This window comes from Agrobacterium sp. a22-2, from assembly GCF_012276985.1.
Taxonomy (GTDB): Bacteria; Pseudomonadota; Alphaproteobacteria; order Rhizobiales; family Rhizobiaceae; genus Allorhizobium.
Map to the genome: position 1 here is coordinate 71,316 of NZ_JAAXMM010000011.1, position 18,548 is coordinate 89,863.

The window sequence follows — 18,548 nt, forward strand, 5'->3', positions numbered from 1 at the left end:
AGAGATGAACGCGTTGATGCACCCGCTGGTGCATATGTCTTTGTGGAGTGAAAATGGCAGGTACGGAATCCAATTCCGGTCGAGGCAAAGGCTATGGGTGGCGTCTGAGTTTGGGCATGCTGTTGCCGTCGAGCAATCCGGTGGCCGAACCAGAAGTGACACGCATGCTGCCGGAGGGCGTTTCGCTCCTGACGACACGGCTCAAGCTCGCGGGCAGCTCCCGGGAGGATCTGCTGGGGATGACGCGTGATGTCGAAAGCGCCGTCGGCCTTTTGTGCGACGCAGGCGCGGATCGGATCGTCTTCAATTGTACCGCGGTGTCCACCTTCGACGTGGCAATGGGGGACGTGCTTCGCGAGCGCATCGAAAAGGTCGCGGCTCGGCCGGCGACCAGTACGGCGGACGCCGTCATTGGCGCGCTCAAAGCTCTCGGCGCGAAGCGGATCGGGCTCATCACACCCTATATATCGGCCGTCGTGGAGCGCGAGATCGCATTTCTCCAACACCACGGTTTCGAGGTGGTGCGCTCTGTCGGCCGGGATCTTATTGAAGGCAAGGCGATGTCCAGCGTGGAACCTGGTCAATGGTATCGCTGGACGATGGACAATGCGGATTGCGCCGCCGACGCCTACTTCCTCAGCTGCACCGCCATTCGCGTCATCGACATCATCCCCCACCTCGAGCGTGACCTCGGCGCACCTGTGGTTACCAGCAATCAGGCAATGCTCTGGTGGTGCCTGCGCCATGCCGGATTGCAGGACAGCCCCGAGGCATTTGGTCGCCTGTTCACCAAGCGGCTGCCTGTCTGAAGACGTTGAGGACATTTGATATGAGTATTCGAGGAAAGGCCTTCATTGTGGGGGCATACGAGCATCCCGGACGCAATCTGCCAGATCATTCGGTGCAGCAGATCCATGCCGAATCGGCGATCGGCGCGCTCACAGACGCCGGGCTCTTGCTCCAGGACGTGGATGGTTATTTCAGCAACGGCCAACTCGGGTTCGGCGGCATCTCGATGGCCGAATATCTCGGACTGAAGCTTAGCTATATCGATTCCACATTCACCGGCGGCTCCTCCTATCTCGCACATGTCGGCCATGCTGCGGCCGCCATTGCCGCGGGAAAGTGCAGGATCGCGTTGATCACGCAAGGCGCCAAGGTGCGGGGTGTCGTCCGAGGCGCCAAGCATACGACCGATACGCCGGAATTCCCGTTCGAGACGGTCTATGGTGAAACCAATGCCGCCGTCTATGCGCTGGCGGCCCGTCGGCACATGCATGAATACGGCACGACGGCCGCGCAGTTGGCTGCCGTCAAGGTCGCGGCAGCTGGCTATGCCCAGCACAATCCGAATGCGCTGTTGCGCAAGAGCGTTTCCATCGACGACGTCTTGAATTCGCCCGTGATCGCCGATCCGCTGCATCGGCTGGATTGCTGTGTGGTCACCGATGGTGGCGGCGCTCTCGTTCTGGCGGCGCCCGACGTGGCGCGAAGCTTGAAGCGTCCGGGGGTCAAGCTGTTGGGCCATGGCGAGGCGATCCGGCACGGCGGCAGTGGCCCGAGCGACTTCGCCAGCACGGCTGCCGCCTTTTCCGGGCCGCGCGCTTTCGCGGAAGCCGGTGTGAGCCCTCGCGATATCCGATACGCGTCGATCTACGATTCGTTCACGATTACGGTCATCATGACTTTGGAGGATCTCGGCTTCTGCGCAAAAGGCGAAGGCGGCGCATTCGTGGCCAGCGGCGCCCTGGGGCTGGATGGCATTCTGCCGATCAATACCGATGGCGGCGGCCTCTGCAACAACCATCCCGGCTATCAGGGCGGCATGGTGCGAACAATCGAAGCGGTGCGCCAGCTGCGCGGCGAAGCCAATCCGAACACACAGGTCAAAAACTGCAGCATTGCGCTGGCGCACGGCACCGGCGGCGGCATGTCGCGCCATGCCAGCGTCACGCTGGTGCTGGGGCAGGAGGACGCATGATGAGCGACAGTCAACACACGGACACTCTTCCCATTCCCGTGCCGGTGGTTTTTCCGGAAACCGAGCCGTTCTGGAAAAGCGCCCGGAAAGGCATCCTGCTTTTGCCGTTCTGTGGCCATTGCGCCAAGGCGGTTTGGTATCCGAAGGCATTCTGCAATGCCTGTGGCAGCTCCGAGCTGGATTGGCGCGAGGCATCGGGGCTTGGCCAGATCTACAGCTTCACCGAAGTCTTCAAGGGTGAGGGGGCCTATCGGGAGACGCCGAGCTACATCCTTGCCCTGATCGATCTCGACGAGGGCGTGCGCATGCTCAGCAACATTGTCGAGTATGGCGCCGAGCCGCTGCACATAGGACAGCGCGTGCAGGTGGTGTTCCACAACGGGAGCGACGATACGGCGCTCCCCCGATTCAAGCCGGTTTGACTGGCTCGATTGCATTCATTTTCAGTGAAAGGAGAAGGCATGGATAAGGTCTTCAACAGTGCTACCGATGCGGTGGCGGATATCAATGACGGGGCGGCGATCGCGATTGCCGGTTTTGGCGTCGGCCATTCCTATCCCAACAGTCTGGTCGTGGCACTGCAGTCCCAAGGGGCCAGGCGCCTCTCGATCATCGCCAACTCGTTGGGGGCCGGCGGGGACTTTCGCCCGCAGATCCTGGTGCAGAACGGCCAGGTGCGCCGGCTCGTCTTGTCCTTCTCGGTCCGTCCGGGCATGCCTTCGCCGGAAGAGGAAAAGATCGCCGCCGGTGAAATCGAGCTGGAGATGGTGCCTCAGGGCATCCTCGTCGAGCGGTTGCGGGCGGCCGGCGCCGGTTTGCCTGCCTTTTACAGCCCAGTCACTGTCGGAACCCCTCTTCAGGACGGCAAGGAAGTGCGCCGGTTTGGCGACCGCGACTACGTGCTCGAACACGCCCTGCCTGTCGATGTCGCCCTGATCCGCGGCCACCGGGCCGATCGGTTCGGCAATGTCGAGTTTCGCGGCAGCAGTGCGCATTTCCATGCCAGTTTCGCCAAGGCCGCCAAGCTTGTCATTGTCGAGGTCGAAGAGATAGTCGAGGCCGGAGAGATCGCACCGGAGCGGGTGGGGCTGCCCGGCATCTACGTGTCACGGGTGGTGCGCACAAGCACCAAATACCCGCCGCCGACCGGCCGCATGGGCCGCCGCGCACCCGACAGCGGGCGCGAATATTTCGGCAAGCCTGCTCTGACCCGCTCCAACATGGCGCGCCGCGCCGCTGCACTCCTGCCGGAAGGCGGTTACGTCAATCTCGGCTCGGGTCTGCCGACGCTGGTGGCGGCCCATACGAAAGACAAATCCATCCTGCTTCACGCGGAAAATGGCGCCCTTGGCTACGATCTGCTGGACGACCCGGCGCAGTTCGATGTCGACTTCTTCGACGCGGCCGGGAACTTCATCAAGATGCGTCCCGGCGGGGCCCTGTTCGAGAGCGTCGGCTCCTTCGAAATCGCCCGTTCCGGCAAGCTTTCGGCCGTCCTTCTGGGCGCTTACCAGGTCAGCGAAAAGGGCGATCTTGCCAATTGGGCCGTGCCGGGCCAGTCCGGCGGCGGCATTGGCGGTGCCATGGACCTGGCGGCCTCCGGCAGCCAGGTGATCGTCCTGATGGAGCATTGCGACGGCAAGGGCCAGCCGAAGCTGGTGCGCGACTGTGCGTATCCGCTCACCGCGCCCGCCTGCGTGGATATGGTGATTACCGACCTGGCGCTGCTGATCCGCAAGGGAGACGGCTTTGAAGTCACCGAGATTGCGGAGGGCTTCAGCCCGGACGAAATCCGCGCATTGACCCCGATCGATATCACATTCGCCGCTTCGATCGGGTCGATGTGACGCTGCCGAATGTGCCGCCCGACAGCCAGCCGGATGCTAGGGAGATGGCGGCATCACGTTTTTTTCAACCATCCATGTTGTTCGGGCATGGAGATAACAGTGGAGACTAAAATGAGACTATCTCAGTCCGTTGAATTGAAGGCCCCTGCCTCGGAGGTCTGGACGTTTGTCAGTGACTTCTACAACTTTCAAACTTGGCAGCCTCATATCGAGTCGACGGCTCGGGGACCGGCGTCCGGTGAGCGTATCGTCAAGATGAAGCGGGGAAACACGATCCTCGATCGCATTGCCGTGCTCGACAACGAAAAGCGCACGCTGGCCTACGAGATGGTGCCGAACCAGGAACTGCCTCCGGGTGCGCCGAAGCTCGAAGGCTTCCTCGCGACCTTCGTCGTCAACGAGGCCGGTACCGGCTCCGAGGTCGAATATTCGATCGCTGTCGAGGTGCCGAGTGCCATTCAGGAAATGGCTGAAAAGGGCATCGGCAGCGACATCGCCGGCGCGTTGCAGGGCCTCAAGGACAAGTTCGGGGCAGTCTGACGGTTCCTCCCCACGACTTTTGGTATGAAGTCGTTGTGCCGCCGCTCGCAAGAGCGGCGGTTTTTTGTTTGTCCGCGCGCCGAGCCGCGCACTTGCCATTGCGCAGGTCCTCCTACTGAGCGCTGCGCACCAAACGTGGCCGACGCCGCGCGGTTGATGGATGGTCGGGTTAAGCCTGGCGGATTGTTCGGCACCGGTGTTGAACCAAACAGGTTGCAATCGGGTCACCAGCACAGGCGAGGCGGGGAGCCCTGGTAAGGTGATGGTGATCGTCATCGTCGCGGGCCAGGGCCATCCGGACGGGGAGGCCCCGAAGTCCCGGGGGCTGCAACACCGGGCACTTCACTGCCGCCGGTTCCGGGGTGGTTTCGGTCGGTTGGATCTTTGAACCATCTGCCGAAACGGCAAGAGGCCGACCTGGTTTTCACCAGTGCCGACCTCCTTGCTTGGGAGCAAAACAGTGCTTTGCGGGGCCGGGCCGTTGGTCGCGGCCCAGCTGCGATCATGGGGTTGGTGCGGGCGCTGCCGCCGACACGAACACCCGCCGATTGCTCATCATCAGCAAGGCCCCAGCGACATTCATTCCGGCAATGGCCAGAATGCTCGGAATGTAGGTCTGGGTGAGATCGAACAACTGGCCGACCACGAAGGGCGCGACGGCGCTCGCAATCGTCATCATGGAGATTGCAAAGCCCGAGACCGACGCAAAATGCCGGGCCGGAAAGGTTTCGGCCAGCAGGGCCATCGAGCTGACCTGGACCGCGCCATAGCCGGCGCCCAGGAGCACGGCGTAAGCATAGAGCATGAAAGTGTTTTCGGCGTAACCGAGTGTCAGAAGACCGATGGCGAAGACGAGGAGGCCGCCGGTCAGGATATTGCGGGTGCCGAAACGGTCGCCCAAGGCGCCGACCATGAAATTGCCCAGCAGCGTGGAGGCGGCCATCAACGACAGCGATGCCGCGGCGGCAGAGGGGGAGAAGGCGGAATCATGGAGAAGTGCCTGCCCATGGGCGATGTAGAGCGAACTTCCGGCCCCGGCACTGACAATGCAGAGAATTACCAGCCAAAGCGCTGGCGATTTGTAGATTGATCCTTTCGGCTCCGGTGCGGAATCGGGCTGCGCAGTCTTGTCGACGCCTTCATTCCGAGCGGCCGATGGTGCATCGCGTACGACGAAGATGGCAAAACACAAGGCAAAAGCTCCGACGGCGATGAAGACAAGCCAGCCGGCACGCCAGTCGCCCTGGGCAATGACACTGCTGATCAGCGGCGCGGCGATGAAACCGCCCACTCCCATCGTCGCATAGAGGGTCGCAAACGCGCGGGCCTGCTTCTTGTCGAACCACGCCGCGACGCAGGCCTGATTGGCAATGAAGCCGCCGGCACTCATGGCCAGTCCCATCAGGATGCCGAAGGCGAAGATCACCTGCCACGGCTGTTCCACCCAGAAAGCCATGGCGCTCGCACCCACGAGCAGCAGGAAGCTGCCGGCGATCAGCACGATGCGTGGTCCATAGCGGTCGACCGCCGAACCGATCAGCGGCGCGGTCAATCCGGTGACGGCCATGTTGACCGACACCAGCAGGCCCAGCAGGCTGCGGTCCCAACCGAGCGTCGTCACCATGGTGGTGTTGATCACGCTTGCGCCATAGATGGGGAAAGCCGCATTCATGCAGAGGATGAGCGCGCAGGCGCCCAGGATCACTCGGTGATACCGAGGATGGGTGGAATTCAATGGAGATAAGCTCATTGGTCGACCTCTTGATGTCGAAAATGTTCCGTATATCGGAGCCGGGCGCAACTAACCATTTAACCGCGCAGCGCAAACACTAGAGCGTTCCCACGGGACACACATCTTGGCTTATGCATGCGTCCGGCAGATGTATCAACGTACACATACCGGACGTTGGATCGTCGCAGCTTGTCGATCCTGGACTGCGGGTCTCAAATCAATCCCAGGAGAGCACTCGCCGCAATTGCGGGTGCTGGTGAGGAGGATGAGGTGCGCCGATGGTCAGTCTTGAACGACGTTTTGAAGCAGAGGGATTGGTGCCGCCGGAGCCCAACCTGCGACCGGATGAGATGGTCGCACGCGCGACGTCGATGATCGGCACGCTGCGCGCCCGCCAGGCGGATGCCGAAGCCGCCGGTCGCCTGCTGGAGGTCACCCATGAGGAGTTCATGCAGGCGGGATTCTATCGCATCGTGCAGCCGCGGCGGTTCGGTGGTTACGAGTTCGACCTGACTACCTACGTCCGCGTCATGATGGAAATTGCCCGCGGGTGTCCGTCGAGCGGTTGGGTTCTGGCGCTCGTCTCGGGGCATCCGATCATGCTGGCCGACTTCAGTGATCGTGCGCAGATCGAAGCCTATGGCGATGACGGCGATTATCGGTGCCCATCCGTGGGCTCGCCCGTACCGGTGAAACCGGAAAAAGGTGGCTACCGTGTCAGCGGGGCATGGGACTATGCATCGGGTTGCGATGTCTCGACCCACGCGATGGTCAGTGGCCTCACACCCGAACCCGATGGCAGCATGACGCCGCGCCTGATGCTCGTCGACCGTTGCGATTTCGAGATCATCGACAATTGGCAGATGATCGGGATGCAGGGGACCGGTTCGCGCCGGGTGGTCGTCAAGGATCTGTTCATTCCGGACTATCGGACGGCCCCGATCGTCATGTGGCGCGGCGAGCGTGGCGCGGCTGTGCATCCAAACCCGATGTATAACGGTCGCAAGGCATCGTATTTTGCCATCGAGCTTGGCGCTGTCATCGTCGGCGCGGCCAAGGGCGCGCTCGACATCTATGACGAAATCTGCCGCGGCAAGTCCATGCGGTTCTCCCCGAAGCAGCGCCTGTTCGAGAGCCACGAGTTCCAGCAATATTACGGGGACGCGCAAACCAAGCTCGATTCCGCCGAGGCGCTCCTGTTAAAGGTAACCGAAGGCTATCTTGAAGCCTGCAAGTCGCACCAGGAGACCAATCAGGGCTTCAGCGAGGAGACCGACCGGCGGCTGTTTGCTGCCGCGCAGGAGGCCTGCCGGCTTGCCTGGGATGCGCTGGAAATCATCTTCACCACGGCCGGCACCAGTGCCGGCGCCAAACAGTCCCAGCTGGCGCGGATCTATCGAGACGCCTCGGTGCAGAAGACGCATTTCGTCGAGCAGCGGTCGCGCACGGCGGTCAATGCGGCCCGCCTTCATTTCGGGCTCGCCCCGCTGACGCCGTTCTGATCGAGATGGACACGATCTTGACATCAGCAGGGGCGCCGCTCGATCCAGATTGGGTCCGTGCGGAATTCAAACGGCGACGCGGACATTGGCATGATGACTGGGAAGCGATGTTGTCCTACTCACCGGCCTATGTTGCCGCCTATCTCGATTTTTCCGCCTATTCCAGCGACCACGGCACCATCCCGCCGAAACTGCGCGAGCTCATCTATGTGGCGACGAATTGTTCGCCGACGCACATGTTCGAGAAGGGGTTCAGGAATCACGCCCGGCAGGCCTTGGAGCTGGGTGCCACCCCTGCCGAGCTTCTGTCCGTGGTCGCGACGGTCAGTGCGATCGGCATCCACTCCTATCTGCTGGTTGCTGCCGCGGTGGAAGAGTTCGCGCCGGGTCAGGTGGTCTCTGACGCAGGCCATGTGGAAAAGGTGCGCAAAGACCATCTCGCCGTCTTCGGCGCGGTGCTTGACGAGGTCCAGGCTGGGATAGCGCTCGATCCACGCTTCTATGCCTGCTGGCTGGATTTCGCGGCCGCCCCGACACGGGGCCCAAATGCGGCGCTTTCGTTGAAGGAGGCACACCTGATCGCCCTGGCGGTCCATGCCCAGGTGACGCAGCTCAATGGGACAGGCGTGCGTCATCATGTGCGGGCAGCACTGGAGCATGGAGCAAGCCCGCAGGAGGTTCTCGATGTCTGCAGGCAGATCTCGAGCATGGGGATTCACGCCATGGTGTTTGCCTTGCCGATCATCAACGGCTTGAAACAGGGAGGTGTTTGACATGCAGGGCGTGGAGCGGCGTTACGACGCCGGGGGTGTCGAATGTGTGGGTTACTATGCGGCTGGGGACAGCGCCGCCAAGGTTGGCGTTCTGTTGCTGCATGAGGCGCCCGGCCTCGGGCCGCATATGCGAAGGCGCGCCGATATGCTGGCCGGTCTGGGTTACCATGCCTTTGCTGCCGATTTGCATGGAGGAGGGCAGTTGGTCCAGACGCCGGCCGAGGCCCGTGTCCTGGTTGGCGCGCTGAAAGCCGACCCCGATCTCCTGATGGCACGGGTCGAAGGCGGGCTCAGAGCCCTGGCGGAGGCCAGCCGGTTGGATGTCGAGCACATCGCCGTCGCCGGCTATTGCTTCGGGGGTTGGTGCGGTCTGGAATTTGCCCGCACAGGCGTGGGAGTCGGAAGCGTCGCCGTCTTTCACGGCGGGCTCACCAGCGAGCGCGGCGCGGCAGCCTTGAAATCCTCAGTGCTGGTCTGTGTCGGCGACGCCGACCCTTTTTCACCGATGGACCAGATCCGTGGCTTCCAGGAGGAAATGAGCAGCGCCGGCGTCGATTACCAGCTCTGCCTGTTCGGGGGCGTGGGACATGGTTTCACCGATCCCGATCTTCACGGCGCCGGTCCCGGTTTCGGATACAGCGCCAAGGCAGATGCCGGCTCGTGGAGCGCCTTTATTTCGCTGCTGGGACAAACACCGGCCGCTTAGAGCATGTCCAGGAAATCCGTCCGGCGGGGTCACGCCGTGACGCTTGTAAAGACAGATCGATAGGGCGTCTTCGAGTGTCGGCAACAGACGAAGACCCTCACGTTTGAACATAGGATTCAGCTGATGAAATTCGACGGAAAATTGGTGCTCATAACGGGTGCGGCGACCGGTATCGGTCGGGCGACGGCACGACGCCTCGGCCAGCTGGGGGCTCGCGTGGTCATCGTCGACTTGAACGGGGAGGGCGCTGAGGCGGCTGCCAAGTCGGTTCCGGGCGGCAAGGCGCTGGCGTTTCGCTGTAATGTCGCAAACGACCGGGAGGTCGCCGATCTGCGGCGGGAGGTCGAGAGCACGTGCGGTGCCGTCGACATCCTCATCAACAATGCGGCCAAACCTCCGGTGACCGGATCCATCTTGAATACCGAACTCGATCAATGGCGCGAGGCCTTCGACATCAATGTGCTCGGTTATCTTCGCACCATCCGGGCCTTCCTGCCCGGCATGCTGGAGCGCCAGGCGGGACATATCGTCAACACATCCTCCGCACTGGCGCTGCTACCCGATCCACCGATCCGCTTCATGGGGCCGTATATCGCCTCGAAAGGCGCGCAGCTGTCGATGAGCTATGCCTTCGCCCATGCCTTGAGCGGAACCGGCGTGGGTGTTTCGGTCTTCTGCCCCGGCATAACCGCAACGGCGGAGATGCCGGGAGGCGTTCCGCCGACGCCGCCACCGGGGATGCCGGCCCCGGAAGAATTTGCCATCGGCGTTCCCAAGCGCCGCACGGTGCGGGTTCCGGCAGAGTATGCGGCAAATGTCCTGATCGACGGTCTCGAACAGGATGCCTTCCTGATCTGCTCGCAGGCCGGTTATCAGCCCGACCTGATCGCGTTCGCAACGGCTGGCTACGATCCGGCGTCGATCGTCGGCGAGGCCCGTGGTGAGTTGTCCGCCAGCGTGGGGAGATAACCCATGGGGCGCATAAAATATCTTTCGCCGGAAGACCTCGCGCCGGAGCATCGCAACATTCAACGCATGACGTCGAATATTACGCGTGCGGTCGCCCATAGCCCGGTGCTTGCCAAACTCGTCGCGGCCAAGGGCATGTATTTCCGCCATGAAAGCGGGCTGAATCCCCGCCTGCGGGAACTGGCGATCCTGCAGGTCGGCTATACCACGCGCTCTGCCTATGAATGGGCCCATCACGTGGATGTGGCACTGTCCTTCGGGGTGAGCCTCGACGATATCCGGGCGATTGCAGTGGAGAGTGACGGCGGCACCTCAGATCTTGAGCCGCTCGCCCGAACCGTGCTGGCCGCGACCAGAGAGCTGACCGACCACATCACGCTTTCACAGGAGAGGTTCGATCGTCTCGCGGAGGCCCTCAGCAGTGAACACCTCGTGGATCTGCTCGTGACGATCGGCGAATACATCGGTCTCGTCCGCGTCATGGCGGCCATCGAGATCGATCTCGAGCCGGAATATGTCCCGCGTCTCCTGGAGTTCCCGCTCCCTCAGACCCGATGACTTCTATCCCCGACAAAAGCGGATGGCCCGCTCAGCCGCTTTCGTCCCGGCAACAGACAGCAAAAAACAGCGCCGTCCTGATGACAGGCGGCTTCAATAGGAGTGCTTACAATGAAACTGCTTACCTTTGAGATCCAGAACCGCAAAAGCTTCGGCGCGGTTGTCGATGATGGCGTTGTCGATCTTGGCCGAAAGTTCGAAGGGCGCTATGCAGATCTCCTGGCTGTCCTTGAAGCGCAGGCCTTGCCCGAACTCGAAAGTGCCTGCGTCGGCGCCAAGCCCGACTACATGTTGTCGGATATTACGTTCCTTCCGGTCATCCCCAATCCGCCGAAAATCATCTGCATCGGCGTGAATTACGAGGCCCACCGCTCCGAAATCGGCCGGGATCCCAGCAAGAAGCCTATGGTTTTCGCACGGTTTGCCGCCACTCAGATCGGCCACATGCAGCCTTTGCTGGCGCCGCCGGAATCCCACACCTTCGACTACGAAGGCGAGATCGCGGTGATCATCGGCAAGCCCGGTCGCCGGATTTCGCAAGAGGACTCCTGGAGCCATATCGCTGGCTACGCCCCCTACAATGACGGCAGCATTCGCGAATGGCAGGGGCATACCGCACAATGGCTGCCGGGCAAGAACTGGTATCAGACGGGCGGCTTCGGACCCTGGATGTCGACGCGCGGCGAAATCCCCGACAATGCGCCGCTCCATCTGCTCACCCGCGTCAACGGCATGGAGGTCCAGCGTGCGGATGCCAGCCAGATGATTTTCTCGATCCCGGAGATCATCGAATATTGTTCGACCTTTATCCCGCTGCAACCCGGTGACGTGATCGTGACGGGAACGCCGGGCGGTGTCGGCGTTCGCCGCTCGCCGCAATTGTTCCTCAAGGATGGGGATGTCGTCGAGGTGGAAGTCTCGGAGATCGGCATATTGCGCAATCCGGTTCGGGCGGAGAAAGCCTGAACGATGATCCAACCATAGATCGGATGCGGCCCTGCGGCTGTATCCGGTCTATCCGTTGCACGCCCCGCTCTTCCAGAGTGACGAAGCGCTCTGAAAATGAGGTCACCTATGCGCCTATGGAGGATTGGCCTGCTGCTTACCTTGCGGCGCTAAGGTTTGATCGCCACAAGCTCACGGTGCTCGACGAGCTAGAAGCGCACTACGAGGATGTCGAAGATTTGAAAGAATGACGCAGCATACTAAAAGCGGCGCATTGCGCTTGATTACGACGGTAGCCGAAGGGGCGGCGGGCGACGTAGTCGCCGGCGGCATCGCCACGATGGCCGGGTCGATTCTGGGCAGGAAGAAAGTCAAACGACTCTGTACCAGAATGAAGGGCGGCTTGCAGGATCAACAAGAACGGCGATAATGGGCGCGAGTTACGCATCGACCGGTAGCGCGCCCATTGCTGTCAAAAAATACCAGCGGAGGCTATCCCGAAAGCCGCCGTTTATTGGCTCTATTTCTCACGGAGCTTTGCCAGATACTCGCGCAACAGACTCACCCGCCGCGGACGAAAACTGGCTCCGCTGCTTGAAAGGCTTTCGATCCGGTCGTCCCTGAACATCCGGAAGTCATCACGCAGGCAACACCAGGTTAGAACCGTCAGGACGTGATCGCTGTACATGATGGCAAGGGGGCGAATGATGCGCTGGCTGGCGGCGCCCGCTTGATCACGATAGCCGATTTCGATCTCCTGTTCCTCCCAGCACGCCTGCCGTATCGCTTGCAGATGCGGATGCGCGCCGTAGCGACCATTTGGCCGATAGACGTGGGATATGGAATGCAGCAATTGCTGCTCGCGGTCGTCCGGCAAGGTTGCGGCGACCTTGGCGAGCACAGCCTCGGCGGCACGTGCCAGGTCCGGGTCGCCCATTTGGCGCACTTCGCCCAGTCCCACGGTAATCGCCTCGATTTCCAGGCGATCGAATGTTTGCGGCGGCAGGGCATAGTCCTCGATCAATCGATAGCCATAGCCACGTTCTCCCTCGATGCGGGCGCCCGACAACCGCAACAGGTCGATATCGCGGTAGATCGATCGAACAGACACGCCGCGTTCGACCGCCAGGCGTGCCGCCGTGATCGGCGGCGCCATGACGCGCATAAGCTGAAGAAGGCGCAGCAATCTATCGGGTCCGCTCATCGTCCAACTGCCGTGAAGTGTCAGTTGGGGACATCTATACCCGCTTCATCCATTGCCCATAGCCATTGAGCGTCCCGCGACGATATTTTAGAAAGAGAGTGAACCATGGTTTTCAGCGCATTTGCCCAGATCAACCTCTGGGGCGTTCTTGCGGCCGCCGCCTTCGGCTTCGTGTTCGGGGGCGTTTATTTTGGCGCCCTGGTACCCAAATATTACGCAATAGCGCTGGGACGTGAGGCCATGCCGGCTGCCAAGCCGGACATGCTGACCATCCTTGGCCCCTTCGTGTGCAATATCGTCATGATTGTCACGACGGCCGCGATCATGCGCATGACCGGCGTTGTCTCCCTTGCCGATGCCCTGTCGTTCGGGCTGGTGATCGGCGTCGGTTATCTCCTGGCGATGTGCATGACCATCGCGATCAATCCCAATTTCCCCAGGCCGTTCTACTACACGATGGTGAACGCGCCCTATTTCCTGGTCAGCATGTTGGTAACGAGCGCCGTGCTGTTCCTGCTGCAGTAGGCCCATTCTGTGCACGAGCTCAGATGATGTGAGGATTTCCGAGGTGCAAAGATGGTCAGGGTACCTGAATATGCATGTATCACTCGACTGCGCGACCGTGATGGCGGAGACGTCCAATTAGGTCGAGCCAGCATTCGATCAGATGATGTTCGAGTTTGAGATCGATGACGGCGCTCTCTGAAGGACACTTGATAAAACATGCCGCCAAACTTCGCTTCAGTCGTTGGGGTCGCTGGCTATGCCCGCCCGCGGCGAGTGTGGCTGCAGATGGCGCCTATTGACTCCCAATTGTTACATTGATAGCCATAATATGGCGTAATAGAGGACAATTGGTAATGACGACGGATATTCTAACGGTGGAAACTGCTGCAAATCTCTTGCAGCTGCATCCCAAGACGGTTCTGCGGTTCATTCGTGAAAGGCGCTTGCGAGCGACCAAGGTGGGCAAGCAATACCGTATTATGAGGTCCGATTTAAACGCATTCGCCGGGTCGAGCAGCGCTAACGATCATTGGGACGCCAGGGCCACCAGCGTTGTCGATATTGCTGATGTCAATGAAGCGCTTCTGCAGCGCCTATCCGCAATTCTCTTGGGCGCCACCAAAGGCAAGGAGCCATCCGACACGTCCATCTCGGTCGACATTGCGCATGATCGCGAACGAAACAGCGTCAAGGTCATCGTCATCGCGCCACCGGCCGACGCCGCAGCATTGCTCAAGCTTGTTGGGGTATGCCTGGAGCGATGATTGTGATCTAAAAAACTGCCGAGGGCAAATTGGTTATGGAGCGATACCGGCCCGCCCCACAAACCTAGCCCGTCCCGAAGCAGGAAACTGTCGTGCAACGCGGCATGGCGACACCTTCGTTCTGGTAAGCGGCCGGCGGCGGGTGGCGAGCCGGTTGTGCTCCTCTATAGATCGGCTGCGGGCCGACCGAACGTTCCTTTAAACGGTTACTCGGTAAGCAAATGACTCCTCTTGAAACCGCTTTCGCCAACCGCGATCCTTCAGTGCGTCTGTACGCGGCCCTCAAAGCAGGAATGAGCCCATCCCTGAGGGACGTCGAGATTCTGCTGCGTCAATGTGCGGTTGAACCAGATTTTCAGGTCCGAGAAATACTGACATGGGCACTGATCCGGCAACCGGCGGGCGAAGTCGTGCCGAAGGTCATTTTGGAATTAATGCGCCCAGAGCCTCAGACCCGACGTCAGGCTCTCCACACGCTTTCCAAGTTCAGGGATGTCTCGGCTTGGCCTGCCGTTGCCTGCCGCCTCGATGACGAGGATCAGGACGTGGTGCGCACCGCTTGGTATGCGGCAGTGGCGCTGGTGCCCGAAAATCAGCGCAACTGGCTGGCCGAAAAGCTCGCTGCCAGCCTTGGGAGCGGCGATGAGGACATAAAGCGCAGCTTGAGCCGGGCGTTGGTCGGATTGGGAGAGGAGGTCATCGCACCAGTGTTGTCTGCTGCCGCAGAACACGGCGACGCGGCGGTCCGTCAGCACGTTGAGGCAACGGAGCGCTTGCTGCGGGATCCCGATTCCGGCTTCGCACCATCACTCAAGAGCGCTCGCCGCGAGGTTATGCTTGGCCGTACCAAGTCGACAAAGGGGTGAGGCAAAAATGGCCTCGACCCAGCCACCTGTCGCGAGTTAAAGGGATGGCAAGATTGGGCAGCGTGTGGAACTGGTCGAACGGCGGCAATGGGCCAAGAGGTGCCTTCCACTTCGCGCCTTCGATTCGGTCATGAAGGCAGTTATCGGGCATGCCTAAAAGCAGATATGGTCTTCGCAGCGACGTCACCACCCTCTGTGCGCGATAAGGCGACATTGCTGCTGCCGGAAACCTGGTCGATCATACCGATTCGCCCTTCTGAACGGGGAAACGGGCAGCGAAGACTTCTTTGGCTGCAAACAGCCCGTTGAGCGCCGCAGGAAAGCCGGCATAAACCGCCATCTGTATGATGACTTCGGTGATTTCGTCTCTGGTCAACCCTACATTCAGCCCCGCCTCAATATGGACTTTCAATTGTAGGGTCGCAGTTCCCATCGCCGTCAGTGCTGCGATGGTCGCGATCTCACGGGCGCGTAGATCAAGGCCGGGGCGGCTGTAAATGTCGCCAAACGAAAATTCGAACACGTAGTTGGCGAAGTCGGGAGCAATATCAGCCAGAGCGGCAATGACATTGTGGCCGGCGTCGCCGTCGATTTCAGCGAGTGCCCGCTTGCCGCGTTCCAGCCGGCTTTCGCCGACGTTCGTGGATTGGTGCGTCATTGTCTTTCATCCTTTCTTCCTTGCCGGCATATCCGGCAATCTTGGTGTCGAGGACTTCAAGGCAGGCTTTTAGTTTGGCCACATGCGCACGTACACGCTCACGGTGCTGTTCGAGCAACACGCCGCGCTCCGCTTCCGTATCGACACCGCGCTCCCGCAAGGCCGCGTAACGCAGCATTTCCCTGATAGGCATTCCGGTCGTTTTGAGGCGATCGATAAATTCTATCCAGGTCAGGATTGATGTGTCGTAGTCACGTTGGCCCGATTGGTCTCTGTCGGCATGAGGAAGCAGACCGATCCGTTCATAGTAACGGATTGTGTAGGCAGTCAGTCCCGAACGCTTCGCCAGCTCGCCAATCTTCATCAACGCCATTCTTTCGTCACGACGCCCAGAAAGTTACGGGTTAGAGTGCGCTCTAAGTCAATAGGGAAATGACGCATTTTCGTGTCGCGAAAATGCAACAGACCGTCCAAAAACTCTTTGGATAAATGAAGGCCTGCACTGTTCAGTGCCGGACCCGAGAGGACATCGAGATTTGTCTGATTCCGACGCCTGAATAGCCCAAGAAGGCATGATTGGGCATCTGTTCGCCCCTGTATGGTTCGAAAAAAGTGCGTAGGGCGACCTGTCATACTCTCAGGGCGGCAATCAGACCCGGAACGCCGACAAGGGTGATAGCTCTTTTGATGTTGTAGGCGAGCGCCGTCAGGCTGAACTCCCCCCGGACGTTTTCCAGCCTGCGCATCAGGAATGCGCCCTGATACATCCACTGCTTGATCGTTCCAAACGGGTGCTCGACGCTTTCGCGCCGTTGGTCCAGAATGTCGGACCGGGCGGTAAGACGTGTCGCCATTCGGTCAAGCACTGCCTCGTTCTCAAGACGCGACACGCGACGGAAGCTTTTGGTGCAGCGTTCGCGCAGGCTGCACGCCTTGCAGGCGTCACGGTTGACGTAGTCGATCTTCACATTGTCGCGTGACTTGCCAAAGTGACGGGGTGACAGCACCTGGTCTGCTGGGCAACGGTAAATGTTCTGGTCCGGGTCGTAGCGGAATTCCTCCTTAGAGAAGAAACCCTCGGCCACGGCCGGACCGCGGATCGGCTTGGGCACATAGGCGGTGATGCCGGCTTTCTCGCAGGCTTCGATATCCTCGATCTTGAAGTAGCCCCGGTCCGCCACCGCCTCGATCCTGTCGACGTCGAGCGTGTCCATCGCCGCCTTGGCCGTCGGCGCAAGAAGCCCCATGTCCAGCACCTGATTGCAGACCTCCTGCTCGGCGATCAGCTTGTGCTTCACATCAACGGCGAGCTGGATGTTGTAGCCGACGCCGACCTTCGTCATGCGCGCCATGGCCCGCGCATCCGGATCGGTCAGCGAGATCTGCTCTTCGCCGGTCTTGTCTAACTCATCCAGCAGCGCCTTGTGACGGTCGCGCTTGCCTTTGATAGCCGCAATCTTTTCCGCGAGTTTGCCGTCGCCCAGGCCGCAACGGCCGCCATTGCTGCTGGCTTTCTCCTCTTGCGCATCACCCTCATCGAGCCGCTTCATGTAATCAGCCAGTTTCTCGTCGGCTTCGTGGATGAACTTCGTCAACGCTCCCCGTGTGAAGTTGCGATCCTTGTTGTTCACTGCCTTGATGCGCGTCCCATCGACCGCCAGAAGCTCTCGCCCGAACAGATCGAGCTGCCGGCACAGGATGACGAACTCACGGAAGACCTGCTTGAAGGCCGACCGGTTCACACGGCGGAAATCGGCGATAGTGCGGAAGTCCGGCTTCAGGTGTCGCAGCAGCCAGATCACCTCGATATTGCGATGGGCCTCGGCCTCCAGCCGCCGGCTGGATCGCACCCGGTTGATGTAACCGTACACGTAGAGCTTCAAAAGGTCGGCCGGATCATAACCCGGACGACCGGTCTCCTTTGCAGCCACCCGCACAAAGCCTGCGGCAGCGAGATCGAGGCCATCCACGAAAGCCTCGACGAAGCGGACCGGGTTGTCCGGCCCCACGTAATCATCCACTGCTTCCGGCAGAAGCAGCAGTTGCGCGCGATCTGTTCCTGAAAGGTGAGCCATGGAAAATATTACCACAGCCCGTTATTTTCTGGAATCGCTACGGAAGCTTTGGGACGGTCTCTATGGGCTTTGCGACAATGTCCGTTTCGGCTCGCTACCTATGGCAAGCATTGGCCGGTAGCGCCCAGCCACCAGCTTCGATAGAGTGGGAGGCTAGAGCGGAGACGATGATGAGCCTGGGTGGGATCGGAAACTTAGACTACACTGTCATCCTTTGCAGCAGGATGCAGGAAACACGAGCCTTCTACCGCGATGTCATGGGCTTCCAGACTGTTGAGGATCAGGAAAATTGGGTGAGTTTCCGGGTTGGCACGGCCTTGCTTACGCTCCGTCCTCGCGGATCTTGGTCTGTTTGCGATGATGGGCCGAGGCCACAAGGTTCGGCCGCGATCCAGCTGGCGTTTCGTGTGCCACTCGAAGCTGTCGATTGCAGCCATCAAGAACTCATTGCCAAGGGTGTGCCCATTCTGCGGGAACCGACCGATCTCCCCAAGTGGCGTCATCGCACCCTGTTCTTCCGCGACCCGGAAGACAACATCATAGAAATATACGCTGAGTACTGACCGGAATGGGCCGCCTTTAATGCAAGTCCTTCGCTAATGACGCCCGATAATGGGCGAATGTTAGGATCAGTTTCTAACGCAGCTTTCCACAGCCGAGTTTTCAGACGGTCTGGCAACCTTTCACGACCGTGTTTTCCGAGATATCTGATGCTTGTTTCGGACCGACAGGTGCCATCCGCTTCGCGCCAGGAAGCCGACCTTCGGTGGTGACGCTTCTTGACCCGACAACCATCGCCATCAGGTTGTAGGAGCGGAAATCGGAGAAGCTTTAGATCACCGTTGGGGACAGCGCCACGGAAGCAATTCGCAGGCTCAGAACGATGATGCTCCGGCTTCGATAGGCGTCCTGAGATCGAAC

Annotated in this window: 21 protein-coding genes; 16 read left to right on the forward strand and 5 right to left on the reverse strand. The window is 60.4% G+C overall.

Annotated elements, in window-relative coordinates:
• The first annotated feature begins 53 nt into the window (after positions 1-53).
• The 5 genes from HFC70_RS17740 to HFC70_RS17760 all read left to right on the forward strand — a co-directional run bounded on the left by HFC70_RS17740 (position 54) and on the right by HFC70_RS17760 (position 4,368).
• The gene (locus tag HFC70_RS17740; protein WP_168474612.1) at positions 54-809 is read left to right on the forward strand and encodes an aspartate/glutamate racemase family protein; all 756 of its coding nucleotides are present in this window, start codon (positions 54-56) and stop codon (positions 807-809) included.
• A gap of 20 nt (positions 810-829) precedes the next feature.
• Positions 830-1,981 carry a thiolase domain-containing protein gene (locus HFC70_RS17745; RefSeq protein WP_168474613.1) on the forward strand — a complete coding sequence of 384 codons (1,152 nt, stop codon included), beginning with the start codon at positions 830-832 and terminating at the stop codon, positions 1,979-1,981.
• Positions 1,981-2,403 carry a Zn-ribbon domain-containing OB-fold protein gene (locus HFC70_RS17750; protein WP_168474614.1) on the forward strand — a complete coding sequence of 141 codons (423 nt, stop codon included), beginning with the start codon at positions 1,981-1,983 and terminating at the stop codon, positions 2,401-2,403. The genes HFC70_RS17745 and HFC70_RS17750 overlap by 1 nt, the downstream gene beginning before the upstream one ends.
• A 39-nt stretch (positions 2,404-2,442) precedes the next feature.
• Complete coding sequence (locus tag HFC70_RS17755) at positions 2,443-3,828, forward strand: 3-oxoacid CoA-transferase (RefSeq protein WP_168474615.1); 1,386 nt, start codon at positions 2,443-2,445, stop codon at positions 3,826-3,828.
• Positions 3,829-3,939: 111 nt separating this feature from the next.
• Entirely contained in the window at positions 3,940-4,368 is a 429-nt protein-coding gene (locus tag HFC70_RS17760; protein WP_168474616.1) for an SRPBCC family protein, read from the forward strand.
• Positions 4,369-4,870: 502 nt separating this feature from the next.
• Here HFC70_RS17760 and HFC70_RS17765 read toward each other — a convergent pair.
• Entirely contained in the window at positions 4,871-6,118 is a 1,248-nt protein-coding gene (locus HFC70_RS17765) for an MFS transporter (protein WP_168474617.1), read from the reverse strand.
• Positions 6,119-6,378: 260 nt separating this feature from the next.
• Here HFC70_RS17765 and HFC70_RS17770 point away from each other — a divergent pair, with 260 nt between their 5' ends.
• The 7 genes from HFC70_RS17770 (at position 6,379) to HFC70_RS17800 (ending at position 11,983) form a co-directional block, all read left to right on the forward strand.
• The gene (locus HFC70_RS17770) at positions 6,379-7,602 is read left to right on the forward strand and encodes an acyl-CoA dehydrogenase family protein (protein WP_246735841.1); all 1,224 of its coding nucleotides are present in this window, start codon (positions 6,379-6,381) and stop codon (positions 7,600-7,602) included.
• Between the two features lie 107 nt (positions 7,603-7,709).
• Positions 7,710-8,375 carry a carboxymuconolactone decarboxylase family protein gene (locus HFC70_RS17775; protein WP_168474740.1) on the forward strand — a complete coding sequence of 222 codons (666 nt, stop codon included), beginning with the start codon at positions 7,710-7,712 and terminating at the stop codon, positions 8,373-8,375.
• 1 nt (position 8,376) lies between these two features.
• Entirely contained in the window at positions 8,377-9,081 is a 705-nt protein-coding gene (locus HFC70_RS17780) for a dienelactone hydrolase family protein (RefSeq protein ID WP_168474618.1), read from the forward strand.
• 123 nt (positions 9,082-9,204) lie between these two features.
• Positions 9,205-10,050 carry an SDR family oxidoreductase gene (locus tag HFC70_RS17785; RefSeq protein ID WP_168474619.1) on the forward strand — a complete coding sequence of 282 codons (846 nt, stop codon included), beginning with the start codon at positions 9,205-9,207 and terminating at the stop codon, positions 10,048-10,050.
• A 3-nt stretch (positions 10,051-10,053) separates the two neighbouring features.
• Positions 10,054-10,608 carry a carboxymuconolactone decarboxylase family protein gene (locus tag HFC70_RS17790; RefSeq protein ID WP_168474620.1) on the forward strand — a complete coding sequence of 185 codons (555 nt, stop codon included), beginning with the start codon at positions 10,054-10,056 and terminating at the stop codon, positions 10,606-10,608.
• 111 nt (positions 10,609-10,719) lie between these two features.
• On the forward strand, positions 10,720-11,574 hold the full coding sequence (locus HFC70_RS17795; protein ID WP_168474621.1) for a fumarylacetoacetate hydrolase family protein: 855 nt from the start codon (positions 10,720-10,722) through the stop codon (positions 11,572-11,574).
• 226 nt (positions 11,575-11,800) lie between these two features.
• Positions 11,801-11,983 carry a hypothetical protein gene (locus HFC70_RS17800; protein ID WP_168474622.1) on the forward strand — a complete coding sequence of 61 codons (183 nt, stop codon included), beginning with the start codon at positions 11,801-11,803 and terminating at the stop codon, positions 11,981-11,983.
• Positions 11,984-12,073: 90 nt separating this feature from the next.
• On the opposite strand, the gene HFC70_RS17805 is transcribed toward HFC70_RS17800, so the two are convergent.
• Complete coding sequence (locus HFC70_RS17805; RefSeq protein WP_168474623.1) at positions 12,074-12,757, reverse strand: YafY family protein; 684 nt, start codon at positions 12,755-12,757, stop codon at positions 12,074-12,076.
• A 105-nt stretch (positions 12,758-12,862) separates the two neighbouring features.
• On the opposite strand from HFC70_RS17805, the gene HFC70_RS17810 reads away from it, so the two are divergent.
• From HFC70_RS17810 to HFC70_RS17820, 3 genes are all read left to right on the forward strand, one after another.
• Positions 12,863-13,282 (forward strand): DUF1761 domain-containing protein, encoded by a 420-nt coding sequence (locus HFC70_RS17810; RefSeq protein WP_168474624.1) that lies wholly within the window; start codon positions 12,863-12,865, stop codon positions 13,280-13,282.
• A gap of 335 nt (positions 13,283-13,617) precedes the next feature.
• Complete coding sequence (locus tag HFC70_RS17815) at positions 13,618-14,028, forward strand: helix-turn-helix domain-containing protein (protein ID WP_168474625.1); 411 nt, start codon at positions 13,618-13,620, stop codon at positions 14,026-14,028.
• A 221-nt stretch (positions 14,029-14,249) separates the two neighbouring features.
• Positions 14,250-14,894 (forward strand): HEAT repeat domain-containing protein, encoded by a 645-nt coding sequence (locus tag HFC70_RS17820; protein WP_168474626.1) that lies wholly within the window; start codon positions 14,250-14,252, stop codon positions 14,892-14,894.
• Between the two features lie 238 nt (positions 14,895-15,132).
• On the opposite strand, the gene HFC70_RS17825 is transcribed toward HFC70_RS17820, so the two are convergent.
• The 3 genes from HFC70_RS17825 to HFC70_RS17835 form a co-directional block, all read right to left on the reverse strand.
• Positions 15,133-15,552, reverse strand: coding sequence for a carboxymuconolactone decarboxylase family protein (locus HFC70_RS17825; protein WP_168474627.1), 420 nt, complete (start codon positions 15,550-15,552; stop codon positions 15,133-15,135).
• Positions 15,488-15,916 (reverse strand): MerR family transcriptional regulator, encoded by a 429-nt coding sequence (locus tag HFC70_RS17830; RefSeq protein ID WP_168474628.1) that lies wholly within the window; start codon positions 15,914-15,916, stop codon positions 15,488-15,490. Before HFC70_RS17830 ends, HFC70_RS17825 begins: the two co-directional genes overlap by 65 nt.
• Before the next feature lie 265 nt (positions 15,917-16,181).
• Positions 16,182-17,627, reverse strand: a complete 1,446-nt coding sequence (locus HFC70_RS17835) for an IS1182 family transposase (protein WP_168474629.1) — start codon at positions 17,625-17,627, stop codon at positions 16,182-16,184.
• A 170-nt stretch (positions 17,628-17,797) separates the two neighbouring features.
• Here HFC70_RS17835 and HFC70_RS17840 point away from each other — a divergent pair, with 170 nt between their 5' ends.
• A complete protein-coding gene (locus HFC70_RS17840; protein ID WP_168474630.1) occupies positions 17,798-18,190 on the forward strand; it encodes a VOC family protein in 393 nt (130 codons plus the stop codon).
• Positions 18,191-18,548 lie beyond the last annotated feature (358 nt).